The organism is Mesorhizobium sp. Cs1321R2N1, from assembly GCF_037179725.1.
In the GTDB taxonomy this organism is placed as follows: Bacteria; Pseudomonadota; Alphaproteobacteria; order Rhizobiales; family Rhizobiaceae; genus Mesorhizobium; species Mesorhizobium salmacidum.
Window position 1 is genome coordinate 1 of sequence record NZ_JAPYKP010000161.1, and the last position, 13,977, is coordinate 13,977.

The window sequence follows — 13,977 nt, forward strand, 5'->3', positions numbered from 1 at the left end:
ATCTGCTCGCCAGCGTCGCCGCGGTCGTGCTGGGCGGCGTGGCGCTCGGCGGGGGCAAGGGCGGCCTGCTCGGTCCCATCGTCGCCGTCTTCGTACTGCGCCTGGTGCGCACCGATCTCACCTTGCTCGCCATCGACCCCAACGTTACCGCCATCATCGAAGGCCTGATCATGGTCGCCGTGGTGATGTTCGGCGCGTTTATTACGATGAGGGGGCGGCAGTGATGAGTGGACATCGACGCGCCCTTCTTCCTTCTCCCCTTGTGGGAGAAGGTGGCCTCGCGAAGCGAGGTCGGATGAGGGGTGTTCCAGGGAACGCAAACGCCTCATTCCGTCACACACCCCTCATCCGTCTCGGCGCTGCGCGCCGATCCACCTTCTCCCACAAGGGGAGAAGGGAGAAATGCGTCGCGTGCACCACCTACCCCACCCCGTCGCGAGCAGGAGCCGCGCCATGAGCAGCACCGCGATCACGCCCGTTCCCTTCGGCCGCCGCCTGAAGCGTTTCATGGCCGACCGGCCCCTTATCCCGCTGATCATCCTGCTGGTGATCCTGGTGGTGATCCTGCAGATCCTGCGCCCAGGCATCGTCAACGAGCGCTGGATCGCCAACACGATCAAGTTCGCCATCCCGCTGGCGATCCTCGCCGGCTGCCAGACCATGACCATGCTGACCGGCGGCATCGACCTGTCGGTCGGCACGGTGGCGACGATGAGCGCCTTCATCATGGCAACGCAAGTCATGAACCAGGACCCGGCGGTGGCTTTCCTGCTGGCGATGCTACCGGCGGTGCTGATCGGCCTCGTCAACGGCATCGGCGTCGGCGTGTTCCGCGTCCACCCGCTGATCATGACGCTGGGCACCAGCCTGATCGGCACCGGCTGCCTGCAGGTCTATCAGCGCACGGTGATCGCGTCGGGCGCCAAGGTCCCCGACTTCCTCGCTTGGCTCGGCACCGGCGTCACCTCCGGCTTTCCAAACGCCCTGCTGCTGTTCGTGCCGCTGGCCGCCCTCATCGTCTTCACGCTCGCCCGCACCGGTTTCGGCCGCCTGCTCTACGCCGTCGGCGACAATGAGCGCGCGACCCGCCTCTCCGGCGTTCAGTACTGGCAGGTCATAACAGCGCTCTACATCTCCTCCAGCATGCTCGCCGGCATCACCGGCCTGCTCTATATCGGCCTGATCAAGGCCCCTTCGCTCTCGCTCGCCGAGCCGCTGGTGCTGCCTTCGGTGGCGGCGGCCGTCATCGGCGGCACCTCGATCTTCGGCGGTCGCGGCGGCTACACTGGCACCATCATCGGCGCCCTGATCCTCACCGTGCTGACCACGCTGCTCACCATCCTGCAAATGCCGGAAGGTGCGAGGCGGATCTTGTTCGGGCTGATCGTGCTGTTCGTGACGGCGGCGTATTTGCGGATTATCGAGGAGCGGTAGCGGGCATATTCGGCCGCTCGACAATAATCGCCGCATGCGACAAGGGAGATGCCATCATGGACAAGATCATCCTGGACTGCGATCCCGGGCACGACGACGCCATCGCCATCCTGCTCGCTGCGGGGAACCCGAATATCGACCTTCTCGGCATCACCACGGTTTCGGGAAACCACAATGTCGAGAACACCACGCGTAATGCTCTTGCCGTATGCACCGCCTACGGCATCAAAGTGCCGGTGGCGAAGGGCTCCCCCGGCCCGCTGATCAGCGACCAGGTGCTGGCCGTCGAGATCCACGGCGATACTGGGCTCGACGGCCCCGTCCTGCCGCCCGCCTCGTTCGAACTCGACAAGCGGCATGCCGTCGACTTTATCATCGACACCGTCATGGCGCACGAGCCGAAAACCATCACGCTCGTGCCGGTCGGTCCCTACACCAACATCGCGCTCGCCATCCGCAAGGATCCACGCATCATCGGGCGGGTGAAGCGTGTCGTCGCGATGGGCGGAGCCTACACACGCGGCAACATCACGCCGGCGGCGGAGTTCAACGTCTATGCCGACGCGGAGGCCGCCGACGTCGTGTTCCGCGCCGATTGGGACGTCACCATGGTCGGGCTCGACCTCACGCACCAGGCGCTGGCCACTCCGGACCTGCAAAACAGGGTGCGCGCGGTCGGCGGCCCGATTGCCAGGTTCATCCTCGATATCTGGGAGTTCATAGCGACCACGCATGGAGGCCTCCTGCAGATCGAGTATCCCGCCATCCATGATGCATGCTGCGTCGCGGCCATGATCGACCCGACCGTCTTCACCACCGAGAAGGCCGATATCCGCGTCGAGATTGCCGGCCGGTGGACCAAGGGCATGACGGTCTGCAATTTCGAGAAGATGGGCGGCATGCACCATTTCGGCGGCACGGCAAGCGAGCAGGTCGACTTCCGCCATACCGTGGCGATGAAGCTCGACCATCCAAAATTCTGCGACCTGATCGTCGATGCGCTCGAGCGCCTGACCAAAAGCAGGGCATGACGCCTCGCGTTGCCCGCAGACCTGGGCGGGTGACAGGCAGCCCATTCTCGGTTGAAGATCACATGCCCTCGCAAACGGGCCCCCGTGATATTCATAGGGATGAAGTGGCTCCCAATAATAAACCCGCCGTGCCATTTGCGGCGACGGCGGGCCGTCCCCTGCCGATCAGGGGCTAACTACCGGCATCACTCGATGATCTGCACGACTCTGCGGGTATCGGGGTCCACCAGGACCGCATGATCTCCGACGACGGTATATTTGTACCTGACGTCGGGGACGTCGATTGTGTGAAGCTCGACAGTGTCGGGGAGAGCGGAGCCGACATTGAGTTCGACACCGAGCAGGCTGACCGATGCGAGCTTTTGTTTGTGGATGTATTCGCGAACGACCGTCTGCTGCTCAGGCTTGAGAACTACGACGTCTCCCGCATAGGAAGCGCCAATTCCACCCACAAATGCGACTGCGGCGACGGCGCCGGCAAGATATCTTTTCATGACAAGTCCTTCTTTGTTGTGAATTGAGAAGCGAATGCCAGAACTATTCTGGCCTCTACTGCCGCCACATCAGCCGCCATTGGCCGGTGCTGCGGGCTTCGCCGGCGCTGAAGTGGCCGGGGCTTCCACCTTTGGCGCTTCAACCTTCACGTTGATATCCTTTCCGCCGCCATGGATATTGATGACACCGGTAAATATCAGCAGGACCACGATGGCGATGATTGCAAGAACAATAGCGACCGCAGTGCCGCCGCCACCTCCAGAATTAACAACAGTTGGGCCGTCAGCCATGGCTTTCTCCTCTCCTATTCTTGAGTTGTCACCGATGAACAACGACTTCCGCTGCATTGCGTTCCCCGGCAAGGCTTAGGTCCAGGAAATGATCCGACTGAAGTCTTATGGCGCAACCCAATGTCTTGCCCACACGTTACGATTGCCGGTCCCCCACCCTCACCGGATGGAGCTGGACTGCCGGATATTTTGAGAGCGAGGCAAGCAGTGACATCAGCCCAGAGACCGATTACCCGCGACGACAATCACCCCGCAAATGACAATGATGCTCAGGTTCCGGAAATGCCTCCGGCCCTGCACGTCTCTTTGAGTGACGACGCCAATATTGCCGATCTTGTCAGGCGAACCGAGCGCTTGGCCATTGCGGTTGTCGTGGGAATGGCGATCTGCCTGGCCCTTATCCCTGTGATCTATGTTGCCCTGACCTACGGAATATAGACCATATAATCCGGCGTCTTCCGCCTTTCGAGGCAGGCGCAATCTATGCTTTGCTCCCAATATTTGCGCCTGGCTGCCGGACATGTTTTCCGCACGCCGTGGTCACCCGGAGAAGCCTGGACTGAAAAAAGAACCCGCCCGGCGTTAACCGAAGATGGGCGCTCTCTGTTTATCAGTCCAATGAAGCAATCGACGCCTACCAACCTCTCCGAGAGCGTTCCACCGACGTGATGACTATTGCGTCGATCCGCTCGGGCGCTCGTGCCGAGGCAGGGCTTGCGCCAATGAGTTTGCTCTCCTGCCTTTGGCGAATTCAGTCTTTCTTCCACGCCGCCAGCAGCGGGCCTTTGCTTCCATAGACCGGGTCCTTGCGCGGCCGGCCGACCCTGGGGATCGTCTCCACTGCCTTGGCGTGGTCGGCGGCGGTCGTGCATTCGTCATAGGTGCCGGATGGCGGATAGGCGCCAACCACGAGAAAGTCGTCTGAGGCGGAGATGCGCTGATGCCCGGTGCCGGCTGGCAGAACCGCGACATCGCCGGCCTTCAGCGCCAGCGTTCGTCCCTTCTTGCCGCCGAACCGGACTTTCGCCGTACCGCGCGCCACGCCCAGCACTTCGTGGATGCGCGAATGGTAGTGGACATAGTCGTAGATGCCGTTGCGCCAGCTGTCCCCCCAGCCATTGGCCGAGAAAAGCTCCTCCATGACAGCCGCGGGATCGAAGTCCTCCGGCAGCGTCACGGCACCGTGATAAACCACCAGCGGCCAGGACGGATGGTTGGGCACCAGGCCATCATCCCCAAACCTGAACTCGTTCGATTTTCGTGGCCTGACAAGATCGGCCGCGTGTTGCCTGTCCGGTCTTGCGGCACCGGTCACCTGTTCGGCTGCTTTCTTGATGCTTTGCACGATGCTCATGACGTCGCCTCGCCTCGGGGAACCCAACGCCGATCAACCTGCGTGGCCGTCGCTTGGTTCCCGGCGCCCGCGAAGCCGGGAACCGATCGCCGCACATCGGACGGACCTGCCGCCTCACCCCGCATGCATCTCATTGCCCATCGCCGCAGCCGGCGAAACCGCATCCGGCAGCAATATGTCGTTGCGGCGTGCGAAGGTGACCAGCGTCGCCCGCACCGTCTCCGGGTCGATCTCGCCGGCGATGCCCGCCTTGCAGGCATTGAGAGCGATGGCATGGGCGCCGTTCCGGCTGACGGCGGGCCAGTCCTGCAACAGCACGTAGGCTTCCATCACGCTTTCGATCTTCCTCGGAAAGCCCATTCCGACCAGAAGGGTGACCGGTTCTTCAAACTGCCCGCGATTCATGGCTTGTGCCTCCTTTCGATTGTGCAGGCCCCGCGGCGGACCGAATACCGGTAAGAGCGGCCCGCCGCGGACACGGTGAATGGGATTGGCCGCCTTTCGGCGTTCAGCCGCCGGCCGATGCCTCGGACTCCTCCGACACCTGTTTCGCCGCCAGGAACATCAGGGTCGCGGCAGCGGTGCGCCGCTTCCAGCCGGCGGCTTCGGCCATGTCGAGCAGTCCCGCCAGCAGCGGCTTCAGCACGCTGCGGCATTCGGTTTCATAGGCCAGGAACTCCTTTGTCTGATATGTCGGCGCGGGCACGGGCCCAAGGCCAGCCATTGCATCCATGTCTCTCTCCCTCAACTGATGCCCGCTCCCTCGAGGGGAGCGGGCGGACTGACCGGGACCTTAGAAGTCCATGCCGGCGCCGGCCGGCATCGCCGGAGCGGCGGCTTCCTTCTTCGGCTTCTCGGCCACCATCGCCTCGGTGGTCACCAGAAGGCCGGCGACCGACGCGGCATCCTGCAACGCCGTGCGCACCACCTTGGCCGGATCGATCACACCCTGGCCATAGAGATCGCCGAACTCATTGGTCTGGGCGTTCCAGCCCCAGCCGAACTCGCTCTTTTCGCGCAGCTTGCCGACGATGATCGAGCCTTCCGCGCCAGCATTTTCGGCGATCTGGCGAACAGGCGTCTCGATGGCGCGGCGCACGATCTCGACACCGGTCTTCTGGTCGGCATTGTCCGTCTGGACAGCATCGAGCACCTTGCTGGCTCGAAGCAGCGCGACGCCGCCACCGGGCAGCACGCCTTCCTCGACGGCCGCGCGGGTCGCGTGCAGGGCATCGTCGACGCGGTCCTTGCGCTCCTTGACCTCGACCTCGGTCGAGCCCCCGACGCGGATCACCGCGACACCGCCGGCAAGCTTGGCCAGCCGCTCCTGCAGCTTCTCGCGGTCATAATCGGAGGTGGTCTCCTCGATCTGGGCCTTGATTTGCGCGACGCGGCCCTGGATCTCTTCCTTGCGCCCGACGCCGTCGACGATGGTGGTGTTTTCCTTTTCGATCACCACCTTCTTGGCGCAGCCCAGCATCTCCAGCGTCACATTCTCGAGCTTGATGCCGAGGTCTTCCGAAATCGCCGTGCCGCCGGTGAGGATGGCGATATCCTCCAGCATGGCTTTGCGGCGATCGCCGAAGCCCGGCGCCTTGACGGCCGCGACCTTGAGGCCGCCGCGCAGCTTGTTGACGACCAGCGTCGCCAGCGCCTCGCCCTCGACATCCTCGGCGATGATCAGCAGCGGCTTGCCCGACTGCACCACCGCTTCCAGTACCGGAAGCAACGCCTGCAGGTTGGAGAGCTTCTTTTCATGGATCAGCACGTAGGGCTCTTCGAGTTCGACGCGCATCTTGTCCTGGTTGGTGACGAAATAGGGCGAGAGATAGCCGCGGTCGAACTGCATGCCCTCGACGATTTCGAGTTCGGTCTCGGCGGTCTTGGCTTCCTCCACGGTGATGACACCTTCATTGCCGACCTTCTCCATCGCCTCGGCGAGGAAGCGGCCGATCTCGGCGTCGCCATTGGCGGAGATGGTGCCGACCTGTGCGATCTCGTCGTTGTGGGTCACCTTGCGGGCGTTGGCCTTCAACTCGGCCACGACAGCCTCCACCGCCTTGTCGATGCCGCGCTTCAGGTCCATCGGGTTCATGCCCGAGGCAACGGCCTTGGCGCCTTCCTTGACGATCGCCTGAGCCAGAACGGTCGCGGTCGTGGTGCCGTCGCCGGCAATGTCACTGGTCTTGGAGGCGACTTCGCGCACCATCTGCGCGCCCATGTTCTCGAATTTGTCCTCGAGCTCGATTTCCTTGGCGACGGTGACGCCGTCCTTGGTAATGCGCGGCGCGCCGAACGACTTGTCGATGACGACATTGCGCCCCTTCGGGCCGAGCGTCACCTTCACCGCATTGGCCAGGATATCGACGCCGCGCAACATCTTCTCGCGCGCTTCGGTATGGAATTTTACCTCTTTGGCAGCCATTGGATCACTCCTCTATCTAGGCAGCATTCGTTGACTGGTGGATTTTCGAAGAACCCGTCAGGCGGCCTTCTTCACTTGCGCGGTCTGTTCGATCACGCCCATCACGTCGCTTTCCTTCATGATGAGCAGGTCCTCGCCATTGAGCTTGATCTCGGTGCCGGACCATTTGCCGAACAGGATACGGTCACCGACCCTGACATCCAGTTCGGTCAGCTTGCCGCTGTCGTCACGCGCGCCGGGACCGACGGCGATGACTTCACCTTCCTGCGGTTTCTCCTTGGCGGTATCGGGAATGATGATGCCGCCGGAGGTCTTTTCCTCGGCCTCGATGCGGCGGACCAGGATACGGTCATGCAATGGACGGAACGCCATGTCGTTCTCCTCTTGGGACAAACAGGTTTGAGGTTCCTCCGCACCGGACCGGCAATTGGACCGGTGCGGGGTGCGGCGACCCTTTGTCAGGCATCGCGCGCGCATATCGAGCTAGTCTTGCCATTTTTGGGTTTCAAGAGGTCGGCCAAAAAATTTTAGCACTCACCCTGAGAGAGTGCCAACCGGCTGTTATCGCGTGGTTATTCTGCCTCGCGCCGGGAGCTGCCGCTTGAAGTTCCGCCGCGGTTCAACAAAATATCCGCGGCCGGCGCAATCGCGGGCGCCGGAACCGCTCGCCCGCTCAAGGAGTTGGTTGCAGACGGCCGCCGAAAGGAGACATGAATGGTTGAAAATGTCAGCAAGGAGTTCCGCCTCCAGATGGAAGGCTATGGCCTGACCACGGCGCAGATTCATTATCATCTGCCCGACCATCCGAACCTGCTGCAGCTTTATGTCTGGCAGGACTACGATCTGGCGCCGGAGTTCCCCGAACTCAAGGGGTTCCTCTCCTATTGGGAGCGCGAACTCGAGGGACCGCTTCACTCCGTCCGCGTCGCCCACCACCGGCTGATCACCCCATCGGAATGGCGAGCCATCGAAGGCGTCATCACCATCCAGTAAAGCGTCCTCGATGGCTGGCTCTCACCGGAAATAGATAAGCGACCGGCCGGTCTTGCCAAGGTACTTGCGTGACAGCCCGAGGTTGAAAACTTCATAACCCTCTTACAGCGCCAGGCTCCCCTGCTCCGCCTCCTCGGCACTGGGGTCGCCGGGCGCCGTGGCCCAGGCGAGTTCGACCAGCGTCACCGTGCGCCGGCCGGCGCCGTCGAGCTGGCAGACGATCAGACCCTGCTCCTCGATATAGGTGAGCAGCCGCCGGGCCCGGCGCATGGAGTGCGAGCCATAGGCGCGGGCGATCGCGCCATCGCTCGGGCACGGCCAGCCCTCCTTCGCCGCGCGCGCGATCATCATGAACACGCCCTGCATGTCCTCCGGCAGCAGCGAGGCGCGCACCGAGACGTCGCGCCACACATCGTCCTCGCTAGTTTCAGACCCCAGCCCGGCACGGGCGCGCGTCAACATGCGGCGGAATGCGGGCAGATCAGGCACGACCGAGGCGAGACCCTCGATGCGGCAGCGTACGACGAACTCCTGGTAGAGCACGCCGATCACGCGGAAGCCTGCGTCAGGTTGTGCAAGAATAGCGCGCAGCACGCGGTCCACCCGCTCGCGCCGCTCCGCCAGATCCTCGGCACTGATTTGCGGCTCCGCCGGTTCGGGGCGGATGTCGCGCGGCGCCGATTTCGCCGCCATCAGCTGCTCCAGCAGGTCCGGCGACGCCACCCGGCGTGGCGCGCGCATCGTCTCCGGCGGCGGGGCGGCCAGGATGATGGCGCGGGCATCCTCGAGCCCCGCCTCCGGCAGCGGCATCAGCCTGGGCGTGCCGTTGCGCGGGCTGGTGTCGGTCGGGCCGATGCGCAGGCCGAGCGGCCGCCGCGACAGCGCCGGCCCCAGCGCCATGAACTGCCCGCGCTCCAGATCGCGAAAGGCTTCCGCCTGCCGCCGCTCCATGCCCAGGAGATCGGCGGCGCGCGCCATGTCGATATCGAGGAAGGTGCGGCCCATGAGGAAGTTGGAGGCTTCCGCCGCGACGTTCTTGGCGAGCTTGGCCAGCCGCTGCGTGGCGATGATGCCAGCCAGCCCCCGCTTGCGGCCACGGCACATCAGATTGGTCATGGCGCCGAGCGAGAGTTTGCGCGCCTCGTCCGACACCTCGCCGGCCACCGCCGGCGCGAAAAGCTGCGCCTCGTCGACCACCACCAGCATCGGGTACCAGTGGTCGCGCGCGACCTCGAACAGCCCGCCGAGAAAGGCGGCGGCCCGCCGCATCTGGTTCTCGGCATCGAGCCCTTCCAGGTTGAGCACGGTCGAGACGCGATGGATACGCGCCCGCTCGCCGGCCGCCTGCAGCCCGCGCTCGGTATGCTCCTCGGCATCTATGACCAGATGGCCGTAGCGTTCGCCCAGCGAAACGAAGTCGCCTTCGGGGTCGATGATGGTCTGCTGCACCCAAGGCGCGCTCTGCTCCAGGAGCCGCCGCAACAAATGCGACTTGCCGGAGCCCGAATTGCCCTGCACCAGAAGGCGGGTCGCCAGCAATTCCTCGAGATCGAGCATCGCCGGGTCGCCCGCCGTCGTGTGTCCCATCTCGATCGCAACGGTCATGCCAGACTCATCAACTCCTTCGCAGACGGGCTTATCAACCCGATCGCGGCCCGTCGAGCGTGGCATGGCCGGCGATTCGCGTTGCGCACAGCCGAGACAACGACGACGTGGCCGCGATGGACGGCCGAAACCGGCGGGCCGCCTGCCGTTTACAGCCCTGACCTGTGGATAGTAACCACTTGTTCACCATGGGCCGGTGTTCCGATTGCGGACACCAGGCATCCGCCTAACCTGACCCTGCATCGTGCCCCAACGTGATGCACCCAACGCCCCCAAATGGCGGCCGGCGTCTTCAAGTTTCTCTCCAAACGTATACGCCGGTCGCCACCCCTTTCGGTTACAGCCTCGGTGCCGCCTCATGCGGCTCGATCTGTCCTGGGACTGGCGGCAATCGCGGCGCTTCCAGACCCTCGAAGGGATCACGCCAGGCGTCGATGGCTTCAAGCCGCCCGTACCAGCGGGTGAGCGCGGGATAATCACCAAGCGGCAGCCCAGCGACGTCGTTGAACGGCAAGAACGTCGCCATGCGGAAGTCGGCATAGGAGACTGAATTGCCGACCAGCCATGGCTGGTCGACAAGCACCGCCTCCAGGATCGCAGCGGCCTTGGGGAATTCTGCAAGTCCCTCCGCGACTTTTTCCCGATCGATCGGCCCGATGTGATAGCGCTGCTTGGTGCCGCGCTCGAAATGCACCATGTCGCAGGCCCGCACGAAATTCTCCTTGCCCCAGCTCAGCCAGCGGATCATGTCGGGCTCATCCTCGCCGGTGCGCCAAAAATCCGAACCCATGTCGCGCGACAACCGGCAGGCTATGGCGTCGGCCTCCCAAAGGCTGCCGCCCGGCCACGCCAGTATGGGGAGGGAAAGGTTGGGATTGAGCGGCCGGAATCGCTCCGCTTGCCCCGGCGCGAACGGCGACGCGAATTCGAAGGTCACTTTCGCCCCGAGATGACGCGCCACCGCGACCCCCAGGCGCGGATTGGGGTTGCGGCTGAAGTACAGTTTTGTTTCCACCCCAGCCGGCGTCGGCTCGACCTTGTCCCTCATGAATGCCTCTCCTTGTTCCGGCGACCATCGCCAGATCAAGGACGGATGCGGCTGGTGCAATCCGACAAACCTTACAGCCCATCGAAACAGGACGGGTCGTGCAAAGTTTGGGTTGACCGCCTCCGGCGGCGAGGCGACACTTCATCCCGCAGCAAGGCAGGAGGAAGAACGATGGATGAGCCCGACCGCTGGCGCCACATGTCCAGCGCGCCAAAAGACGGCAGCCGGATACTCGTTACGGTCCGCCCGTCCGAGCAGGGGCCAGCGGAAGTCGACCTCGCCTACTGGTCACGCGCCGATCAGTTCGGTGAGGAAGGCTGGCGCGCCTCCGATTCCTCGCCCGGCCGCGTCGTCGAATACGCCGAGCCGGAGCTGAAGTGCTGGATGCCGATGCCCTCCGCCAATCTCAGCCGAGGCGCCTCGATGCCGGCGCCATGGGAAGGCGACGACGCGCAACAGCTGGACGGCTCGGGGATTTAACGCGCCGAGGGCGAAGCCGCCGATCTCCCCCCTCGTGGGGGAGATGTCCGGCAGGACAGAGGGGGGCGCCGTAGAGCGCCAACCTCAATCACAATCGAAGCTGCCATGCCGCATACGCCATTGCTCCCACAAAACCGCGCAAACGCTCGATCGATGCGCAAGGTCATGACCGACGCGGAGTTAAAGCTCTGGAATGAACTTCGCGCGCATCGGCTGATGGGGCTTGGCTTTCGAAGACAATTTCCTATTGCCGGCTATATATCGCCGACTTTGCGTGCCCGCAGAAGAAGCTCGTCGTCGAACTCGATGGATCGCAGCACGGCGACGCAGAGCTTGCAGCGGCCGACACCTTCAGGACGACGCGGCTGGAACAGGACGGCTGGACCGTGCTCCGGTTTTGGAATGACGATGTCATCCGCGACATCGACAATGTCTGCCAGCATATTGTCATCGTGGCGGGTTTGGGTGGTACGGACTGAGAGGCCGGCGGGACAGTGCCCCCCTCTGCCCTGCCGGGCATCTCCCCCACGAGGGGGGAGATCGGCAACTTCGCACGCTCAGAACAAAAAGGCTGCCGTGGCCGGGTTCGGCCCGTTGCGGCCGTCGGCCGCATCCATGCCGCCGATCGTCTCCAGCTCCTGCGCGTCCAGTTCGAAATCGAAGACGTCGAAATTGGCCGCGATACGGTCCTGGCGGACCGATTTCGGGATGACGATCAGCCCTTGCTGGAGATGCCAGCGGATCATCGTCTGCGCGGCGGACTTGCCGTGTTTGCGGGCAATGCCTGATATGGTCGGATCGCTCAGCAGGCGGCCGCTGCCCAACGGACTCCAGCTTTCCGTATGAATGCCGTGCCGGGCGTGAAACTCCCTGAGCGCGCGCTGCTGGAAGCGCGGATGCAACTCGACCTGGTTGACGACCGGTGTCACGCCCGTCTCCCCAATGATGCGTTCCAGATGATCAGGATTGAAATTCGAGACGCCGATCGACTTGATGCGGCCGGCCTGCTTCAGCTCGACGAGCGTCTTCCACGCCTCGACATATTTGTCCTGGCTGGGCACCGGCCAATGGATCAGGAACAGGTCGAGCTGCTCGACGCCGAGCTTCTGCATCGTGTCGTCGAAGGCACGAAGCGCCGCATCGCGCTGGTGGGCGCCGTTGCGCAGCTTCGAGGTGATGAACAGCTCACTTGCCGGCACGCCGGCGGCGCCGATCGCCTCGCCGACTCCTTCCTCGTTCTGATAACCCTCGGCGGTGTCGATCAGCCGGTAACCGGCCGCGATCGCCCAGCCCACTACCTGCGCGGTGATGTCGTGATCGACCTGCCACACGCCAAGGCCAAGCTGGGGAATGGCGGCGCCGTCGTTCAACGTGATCTGTTCGGGCATGATCTGGTCCTTTTGCGGGGGGATGGTCCAGCCTATCTAGGCTCGACATCGCGCAACGGCCAGTCGCCAAGGGAAAATTCGCGGTCCCTATTTCGGCCGGCGCACCGCCCGCACCACGCCGGCGTTTCCGCTGCCGCAGAAGAGGCGGTCGCCGCCATCGGACTCCAGCCCCGAGACGCCCATGCCGGCAGGCATGTCGAGCTTCTCCAGGACCTTGCCCGTCCGTGGGTCGACGCGGCGCAGTTCGCTTTCGTCGCCCTCCCAGGTGGCGTGCCACAATTCGCCCTCGACCCAGGTCACCCCGGTGACGAAACGATTGGATTCGATGGTGCGCAGGATCGCCCCGGTCTCGGGATCGATCTGGTGGATCTTGCGCTCCCGGTGCTGCCCGACCCACAGCGTACCTTCAGCCCAGGTCAAACCGGAATCGCCGCCATTGCCGGGTGCCGGAATGGTGGAAAGCACCTCGCCCGTATCGGGATCGATCTTCTGGATGCGGTCCTTGGCGAGCTGGAAGAAATGCCGGCCGTCATAGGCGGTGCCGGCGTGAGCCGCGACATCGATCGAACGCAACGCCTGCCCGCTCTCCGGATCGAATGCGTTCAGCCTGTCGCCCGAGGCAAACCAGACGTTCTTGCCGTCAAAGCTCACCCCGGCCACCGTCTTGGCACCGGGAAAGGGTCCGTATTCCCTCAAAATTTCGGCCGCTGAATGTTTCATGTCTTGATCCTTTAGTGTGGTCGTCATCCCGCTGACCTTTGCAGGCCGGCATCACCTGAATATCAACACACTTAGCCGTTTGGCAGCGGCGCCGGGAGTAACAAGGTGGTCGTGAAACCCGCCACCGGCGGCGTCATCCAGCGGCGCGCCCGGCCTTGGCCGAAGGACTGGACCTTACCGGCCTCGGCAAGCGGCTCGAGCGCCCGTTGCACGCTGCGCTGGCCGGTTCCAAGCGCAAGCGCCAGGGCCGAACTCGACCAGGCCTCACCGTCGGCCAGCAAGGCCAGCACGGCCGCGTGCCGCTCCTCGATCGGCCGCGCCAGCACCATCACCGCGCGCGCCTGGCGCGGCGCCAGCGTGAAGCCATGCTTGGTGGCGCTGATGCCGACCAGTGCGCGAAGCTCTGCGCGCAGCCGCCCGATCTCGACGCGCAGGCGCGCGCGATGCGATTCATCGGCATGCCTGCCGCCGAAGGCCCGCGCCACGAGGTCGCCCCGCGACACGTCCCCGGGCCAGGCTTCGGCGAGCGTCCGCGCCAAGGCGAACAGCACAGGCCGGCTTGCCAGCGAAACCGTGGTCCGCCCAACGCGCACGGCGTAGCGGAAAGCATCGACGACCAGCGCCGGCGATCCCTGCAGCGCCTCGACCTCTTCGAGCAGCAGCGGCTGCTCCCTGCCCTGCGCGATCAATCGCGCCGCGGGTGTCTCCAGTGCC

The 13,977-nt window shown here is 64.1% G+C and carries 16 protein-coding genes and 3 pseudogenes; 7 read left to right on the forward strand and 12 right to left on the reverse strand.

What is annotated here, in order from left to right; translation table 11 throughout:
* The 3 genes and pseudogenes from O7A61_RS27615 to O7A61_RS27625 form a co-directional block, all read left to right on the forward strand.
* Nucleotides 1-224, forward strand: a pseudogene (locus tag O7A61_RS27615) (ABC transporter permease); the annotation flags it as partial.
* 229 nt (nt 225-453) lie between these two features.
* The gene (locus O7A61_RS27620) at nt 454-1,434 is read left to right on the forward strand and encodes an ABC transporter permease (protein WP_337105164.1); all 981 of its coding nucleotides are present in this window, start codon (nt 454-456) and stop codon (nt 1,432-1,434) included.
* Between the two features lie 56 nt (nt 1,435-1,490).
* Nucleotides 1,491-2,465, forward strand: coding sequence for a nucleoside hydrolase (locus O7A61_RS27625; protein ID WP_337132477.1), 975 nt, complete (start codon nt 1,491-1,493; stop codon nt 2,463-2,465).
* 185 nt (nt 2,466-2,650) lie between these two features.
* On the opposite strand, the gene O7A61_RS27630 is transcribed toward O7A61_RS27625, so the two are convergent.
* Both O7A61_RS27630 and O7A61_RS27635 read right to left on the reverse strand, forming a co-directional pair.
* A complete protein-coding gene (locus O7A61_RS27630) occupies nt 2,651-2,959 on the reverse strand; it encodes a DUF1236 domain-containing protein (RefSeq protein ID WP_140509481.1) in 309 nt (102 codons plus the stop codon).
* A gap of 69 nt (nt 2,960-3,028) precedes the next feature.
* A complete protein-coding gene (locus tag O7A61_RS27635; protein ID WP_140509479.1) occupies nt 3,029-3,250 on the reverse strand; it encodes a hypothetical protein in 222 nt (73 codons plus the stop codon).
* Nucleotides 3,251-3,457: 207 nt separating this feature from the next.
* Between O7A61_RS27635 and O7A61_RS27640 the strand changes: the two genes are divergently transcribed.
* Entirely contained in the window at nt 3,458-3,688 is a 231-nt protein-coding gene (locus O7A61_RS27640; protein ID WP_337105166.1) for a hypothetical protein, read from the forward strand.
* A gap of 313 nt (nt 3,689-4,001) precedes the next feature.
* Here O7A61_RS27640 and O7A61_RS27645 read toward each other — a convergent pair whose 3' ends face one another.
* The 5 genes from O7A61_RS27645 to O7A61_RS27665 form a co-directional block, all read right to left on the reverse strand.
* Nucleotides 4,002-4,604: a cupin domain-containing protein gene (locus O7A61_RS27645; protein ID WP_337132478.1), complete on the reverse strand. Its 603-nt coding sequence runs from the start codon at nt 4,602-4,604 to the stop codon at nt 4,002-4,004.
* Between the two features lie 114 nt (nt 4,605-4,718).
* A complete protein-coding gene (locus O7A61_RS27650) occupies nt 4,719-5,009 on the reverse strand; it encodes a DUF982 domain-containing protein (protein ID WP_140509472.1) in 291 nt (96 codons plus the stop codon).
* A gap of 103 nt (nt 5,010-5,112) precedes the next feature.
* On the reverse strand, nt 5,113-5,337 hold the full coding sequence (locus tag O7A61_RS27655; protein ID WP_337132479.1) for a hypothetical protein: 225 nt from the start codon (nt 5,335-5,337) through the stop codon (nt 5,113-5,115).
* A gap of 60 nt (nt 5,338-5,397) precedes the next feature.
* Complete coding sequence (groL, locus tag O7A61_RS27660) at nt 5,398-7,029, reverse strand: chaperonin GroEL (RefSeq protein ID WP_337132480.1); 1,632 nt, start codon at nt 7,027-7,029, stop codon at nt 5,398-5,400.
* Nucleotides 7,030-7,086: 57 nt separating this feature from the next.
* Entirely contained in the window at nt 7,087-7,401 is a 315-nt protein-coding gene (locus O7A61_RS27665; RefSeq protein ID WP_015316962.1) for a co-chaperone GroES, read from the reverse strand.
* 342 nt (nt 7,402-7,743) lie between these two features.
* Between O7A61_RS27665 and O7A61_RS27670 the strand changes: the two genes are divergently transcribed.
* Nucleotides 7,744-8,022 (forward strand): usg protein, encoded by a 279-nt coding sequence (locus O7A61_RS27670; RefSeq protein WP_337132481.1) that lies wholly within the window; start codon nt 7,744-7,746, stop codon nt 8,020-8,022.
* A gap of 102 nt (nt 8,023-8,124) precedes the next feature.
* On the opposite strand, the gene O7A61_RS27675 is transcribed toward O7A61_RS27670, so the two are convergent.
* Together O7A61_RS27675 and O7A61_RS27680 are read right to left on the reverse strand one after the other, a co-directional pair.
* Complete coding sequence (locus O7A61_RS27675; protein WP_337132482.1) at nt 8,125-9,627, reverse strand: ATP-binding protein; 1,503 nt, start codon at nt 9,625-9,627, stop codon at nt 8,125-8,127.
* Between the two features lie 337 nt (nt 9,628-9,964).
* Nucleotides 9,965-10,675 carry a glutathione S-transferase family protein gene (locus tag O7A61_RS27680; protein ID WP_140713801.1) on the reverse strand — a complete coding sequence of 237 codons (711 nt, stop codon included), beginning with the start codon at nt 10,673-10,675 and terminating at the stop codon, nt 9,965-9,967.
* Between the two features lie 171 nt (nt 10,676-10,846).
* Here O7A61_RS27680 and O7A61_RS27685 point away from each other — a divergent pair, with 171 nt between their 5' ends.
* Both O7A61_RS27685 and O7A61_RS27690 read left to right on the forward strand, forming a co-directional pair.
* Nucleotides 10,847-11,155, forward strand: coding sequence for a hypothetical protein (locus O7A61_RS27685; RefSeq protein WP_027146346.1), 309 nt, complete (start codon nt 10,847-10,849; stop codon nt 11,153-11,155).
* A 105-nt stretch (nt 11,156-11,260) separates the two neighbouring features.
* Nucleotides 11,261-11,634: pseudogene (locus O7A61_RS27690) on the forward strand (endonuclease domain-containing protein).
* A gap of 78 nt (nt 11,635-11,712) precedes the next feature.
* Here the strand turns inward: O7A61_RS27690 and O7A61_RS27695 are convergent.
* The 3 genes and pseudogenes from O7A61_RS27695 to O7A61_RS27705 form a co-directional block, all read right to left on the reverse strand.
* Nucleotides 11,713-12,543, reverse strand: a complete 831-nt coding sequence (locus O7A61_RS27695; RefSeq protein ID WP_337132483.1) for an aldo/keto reductase — start codon at nt 12,541-12,543, stop codon at nt 11,713-11,715.
* 87 nt (nt 12,544-12,630) lie between these two features.
* Nucleotides 12,631-13,263 carry a Vgb family protein gene (locus tag O7A61_RS27700; protein WP_337132484.1) on the reverse strand — a complete coding sequence of 211 codons (633 nt, stop codon included), beginning with the start codon at nt 13,261-13,263 and terminating at the stop codon, nt 12,631-12,633.
* Nucleotides 13,264-13,334: 71 nt separating this feature from the next.
* Nucleotides 13,335-13,977: pseudogene (locus O7A61_RS27705) on the reverse strand (helix-turn-helix domain-containing protein); the annotation flags it as partial.

What these genes read in the sequence shown, in the direction of transcription:
- O7A61_RS27620 (WP_337105164.1), top strand. Translation starts at nt 454, where the DNA reads ATGAGCAGCACCGCGATCACGCCCGTTCCCTTCGGCCGCCGCCTGAAG.
- O7A61_RS27625 (WP_337132477.1), top strand. Translation starts at nt 1,491, where the DNA reads ATGGACAAGATCATCCTGGACTGCGATCCCGGGCACGACGACGCCATC.
- O7A61_RS27630 (WP_140509481.1), bottom strand. Translation starts at nt 2,959, where the DNA reads ATGAAAAGATATCTTGCCGGCGCCGTCGCCGCAGTCGCATTTGTGGGT.
- O7A61_RS27635 (WP_140509479.1), bottom strand. Translation starts at nt 3,250, where the DNA reads ATGGCTGACGGCCCAACTGTTGTTAATTCTGGAGGTGGCGGCGGCACT.
- O7A61_RS27645 (WP_337132478.1), bottom strand. Translation starts at nt 4,604, where the DNA reads ATGAGCATCGTGCAAAGCATCAAGAAAGCAGCCGAACAGGTGACCGGT.
- O7A61_RS27650 (WP_140509472.1), bottom strand. Translation starts at nt 5,009, where the DNA reads ATGAATCGCGGGCAGTTTGAAGAACCGGTCACCCTTCTGGTCGGAATG.
- O7A61_RS27655 (WP_337132479.1), bottom strand. Translation starts at nt 5,337, where the DNA reads ATGGATGCAATGGCTGGCCTTGGGCCCGTGCCCGCGCCGACATATCAG.
- groL (WP_337132480.1), bottom strand. Translation starts at nt 7,029, where the DNA reads ATGGCTGCCAAAGAGGTAAAATTCCATACCGAAGCGCGCGAGAAGATG.
- O7A61_RS27665 (WP_015316962.1), bottom strand. Translation starts at nt 7,401, where the DNA reads ATGGCGTTCCGTCCATTGCATGACCGTATCCTGGTCCGCCGCATCGAG.
- O7A61_RS27670 (WP_337132481.1), top strand. Translation starts at nt 7,744, where the DNA reads ATGGTTGAAAATGTCAGCAAGGAGTTCCGCCTCCAGATGGAAGGCTAT.
- O7A61_RS27675 (WP_337132482.1), bottom strand. Translation starts at nt 9,627, where the DNA reads ATGACCGTTGCGATCGAGATGGGACACACGACGGCGGGCGACCCGGCG.
- O7A61_RS27680 (WP_140713801.1), bottom strand. Translation starts at nt 10,675, where the DNA reads ATGAGGGACAAGGTCGAGCCGACGCCGGCTGGGGTGGAAACAAAACTG.
- O7A61_RS27685 (WP_027146346.1), top strand. Translation starts at nt 10,847, where the DNA reads ATGGATGAGCCCGACCGCTGGCGCCACATGTCCAGCGCGCCAAAAGAC.
- O7A61_RS27695 (WP_337132483.1), bottom strand. Translation starts at nt 12,543, where the DNA reads ATGCCCGAACAGATCACGTTGAACGACGGCGCCGCCATTCCCCAGCTT.
- O7A61_RS27700 (WP_337132484.1), bottom strand. Translation starts at nt 13,263, where the DNA reads ATGAAACATTCAGCGGCCGAAATTTTGAGGGAATACGGACCCTTTCCC.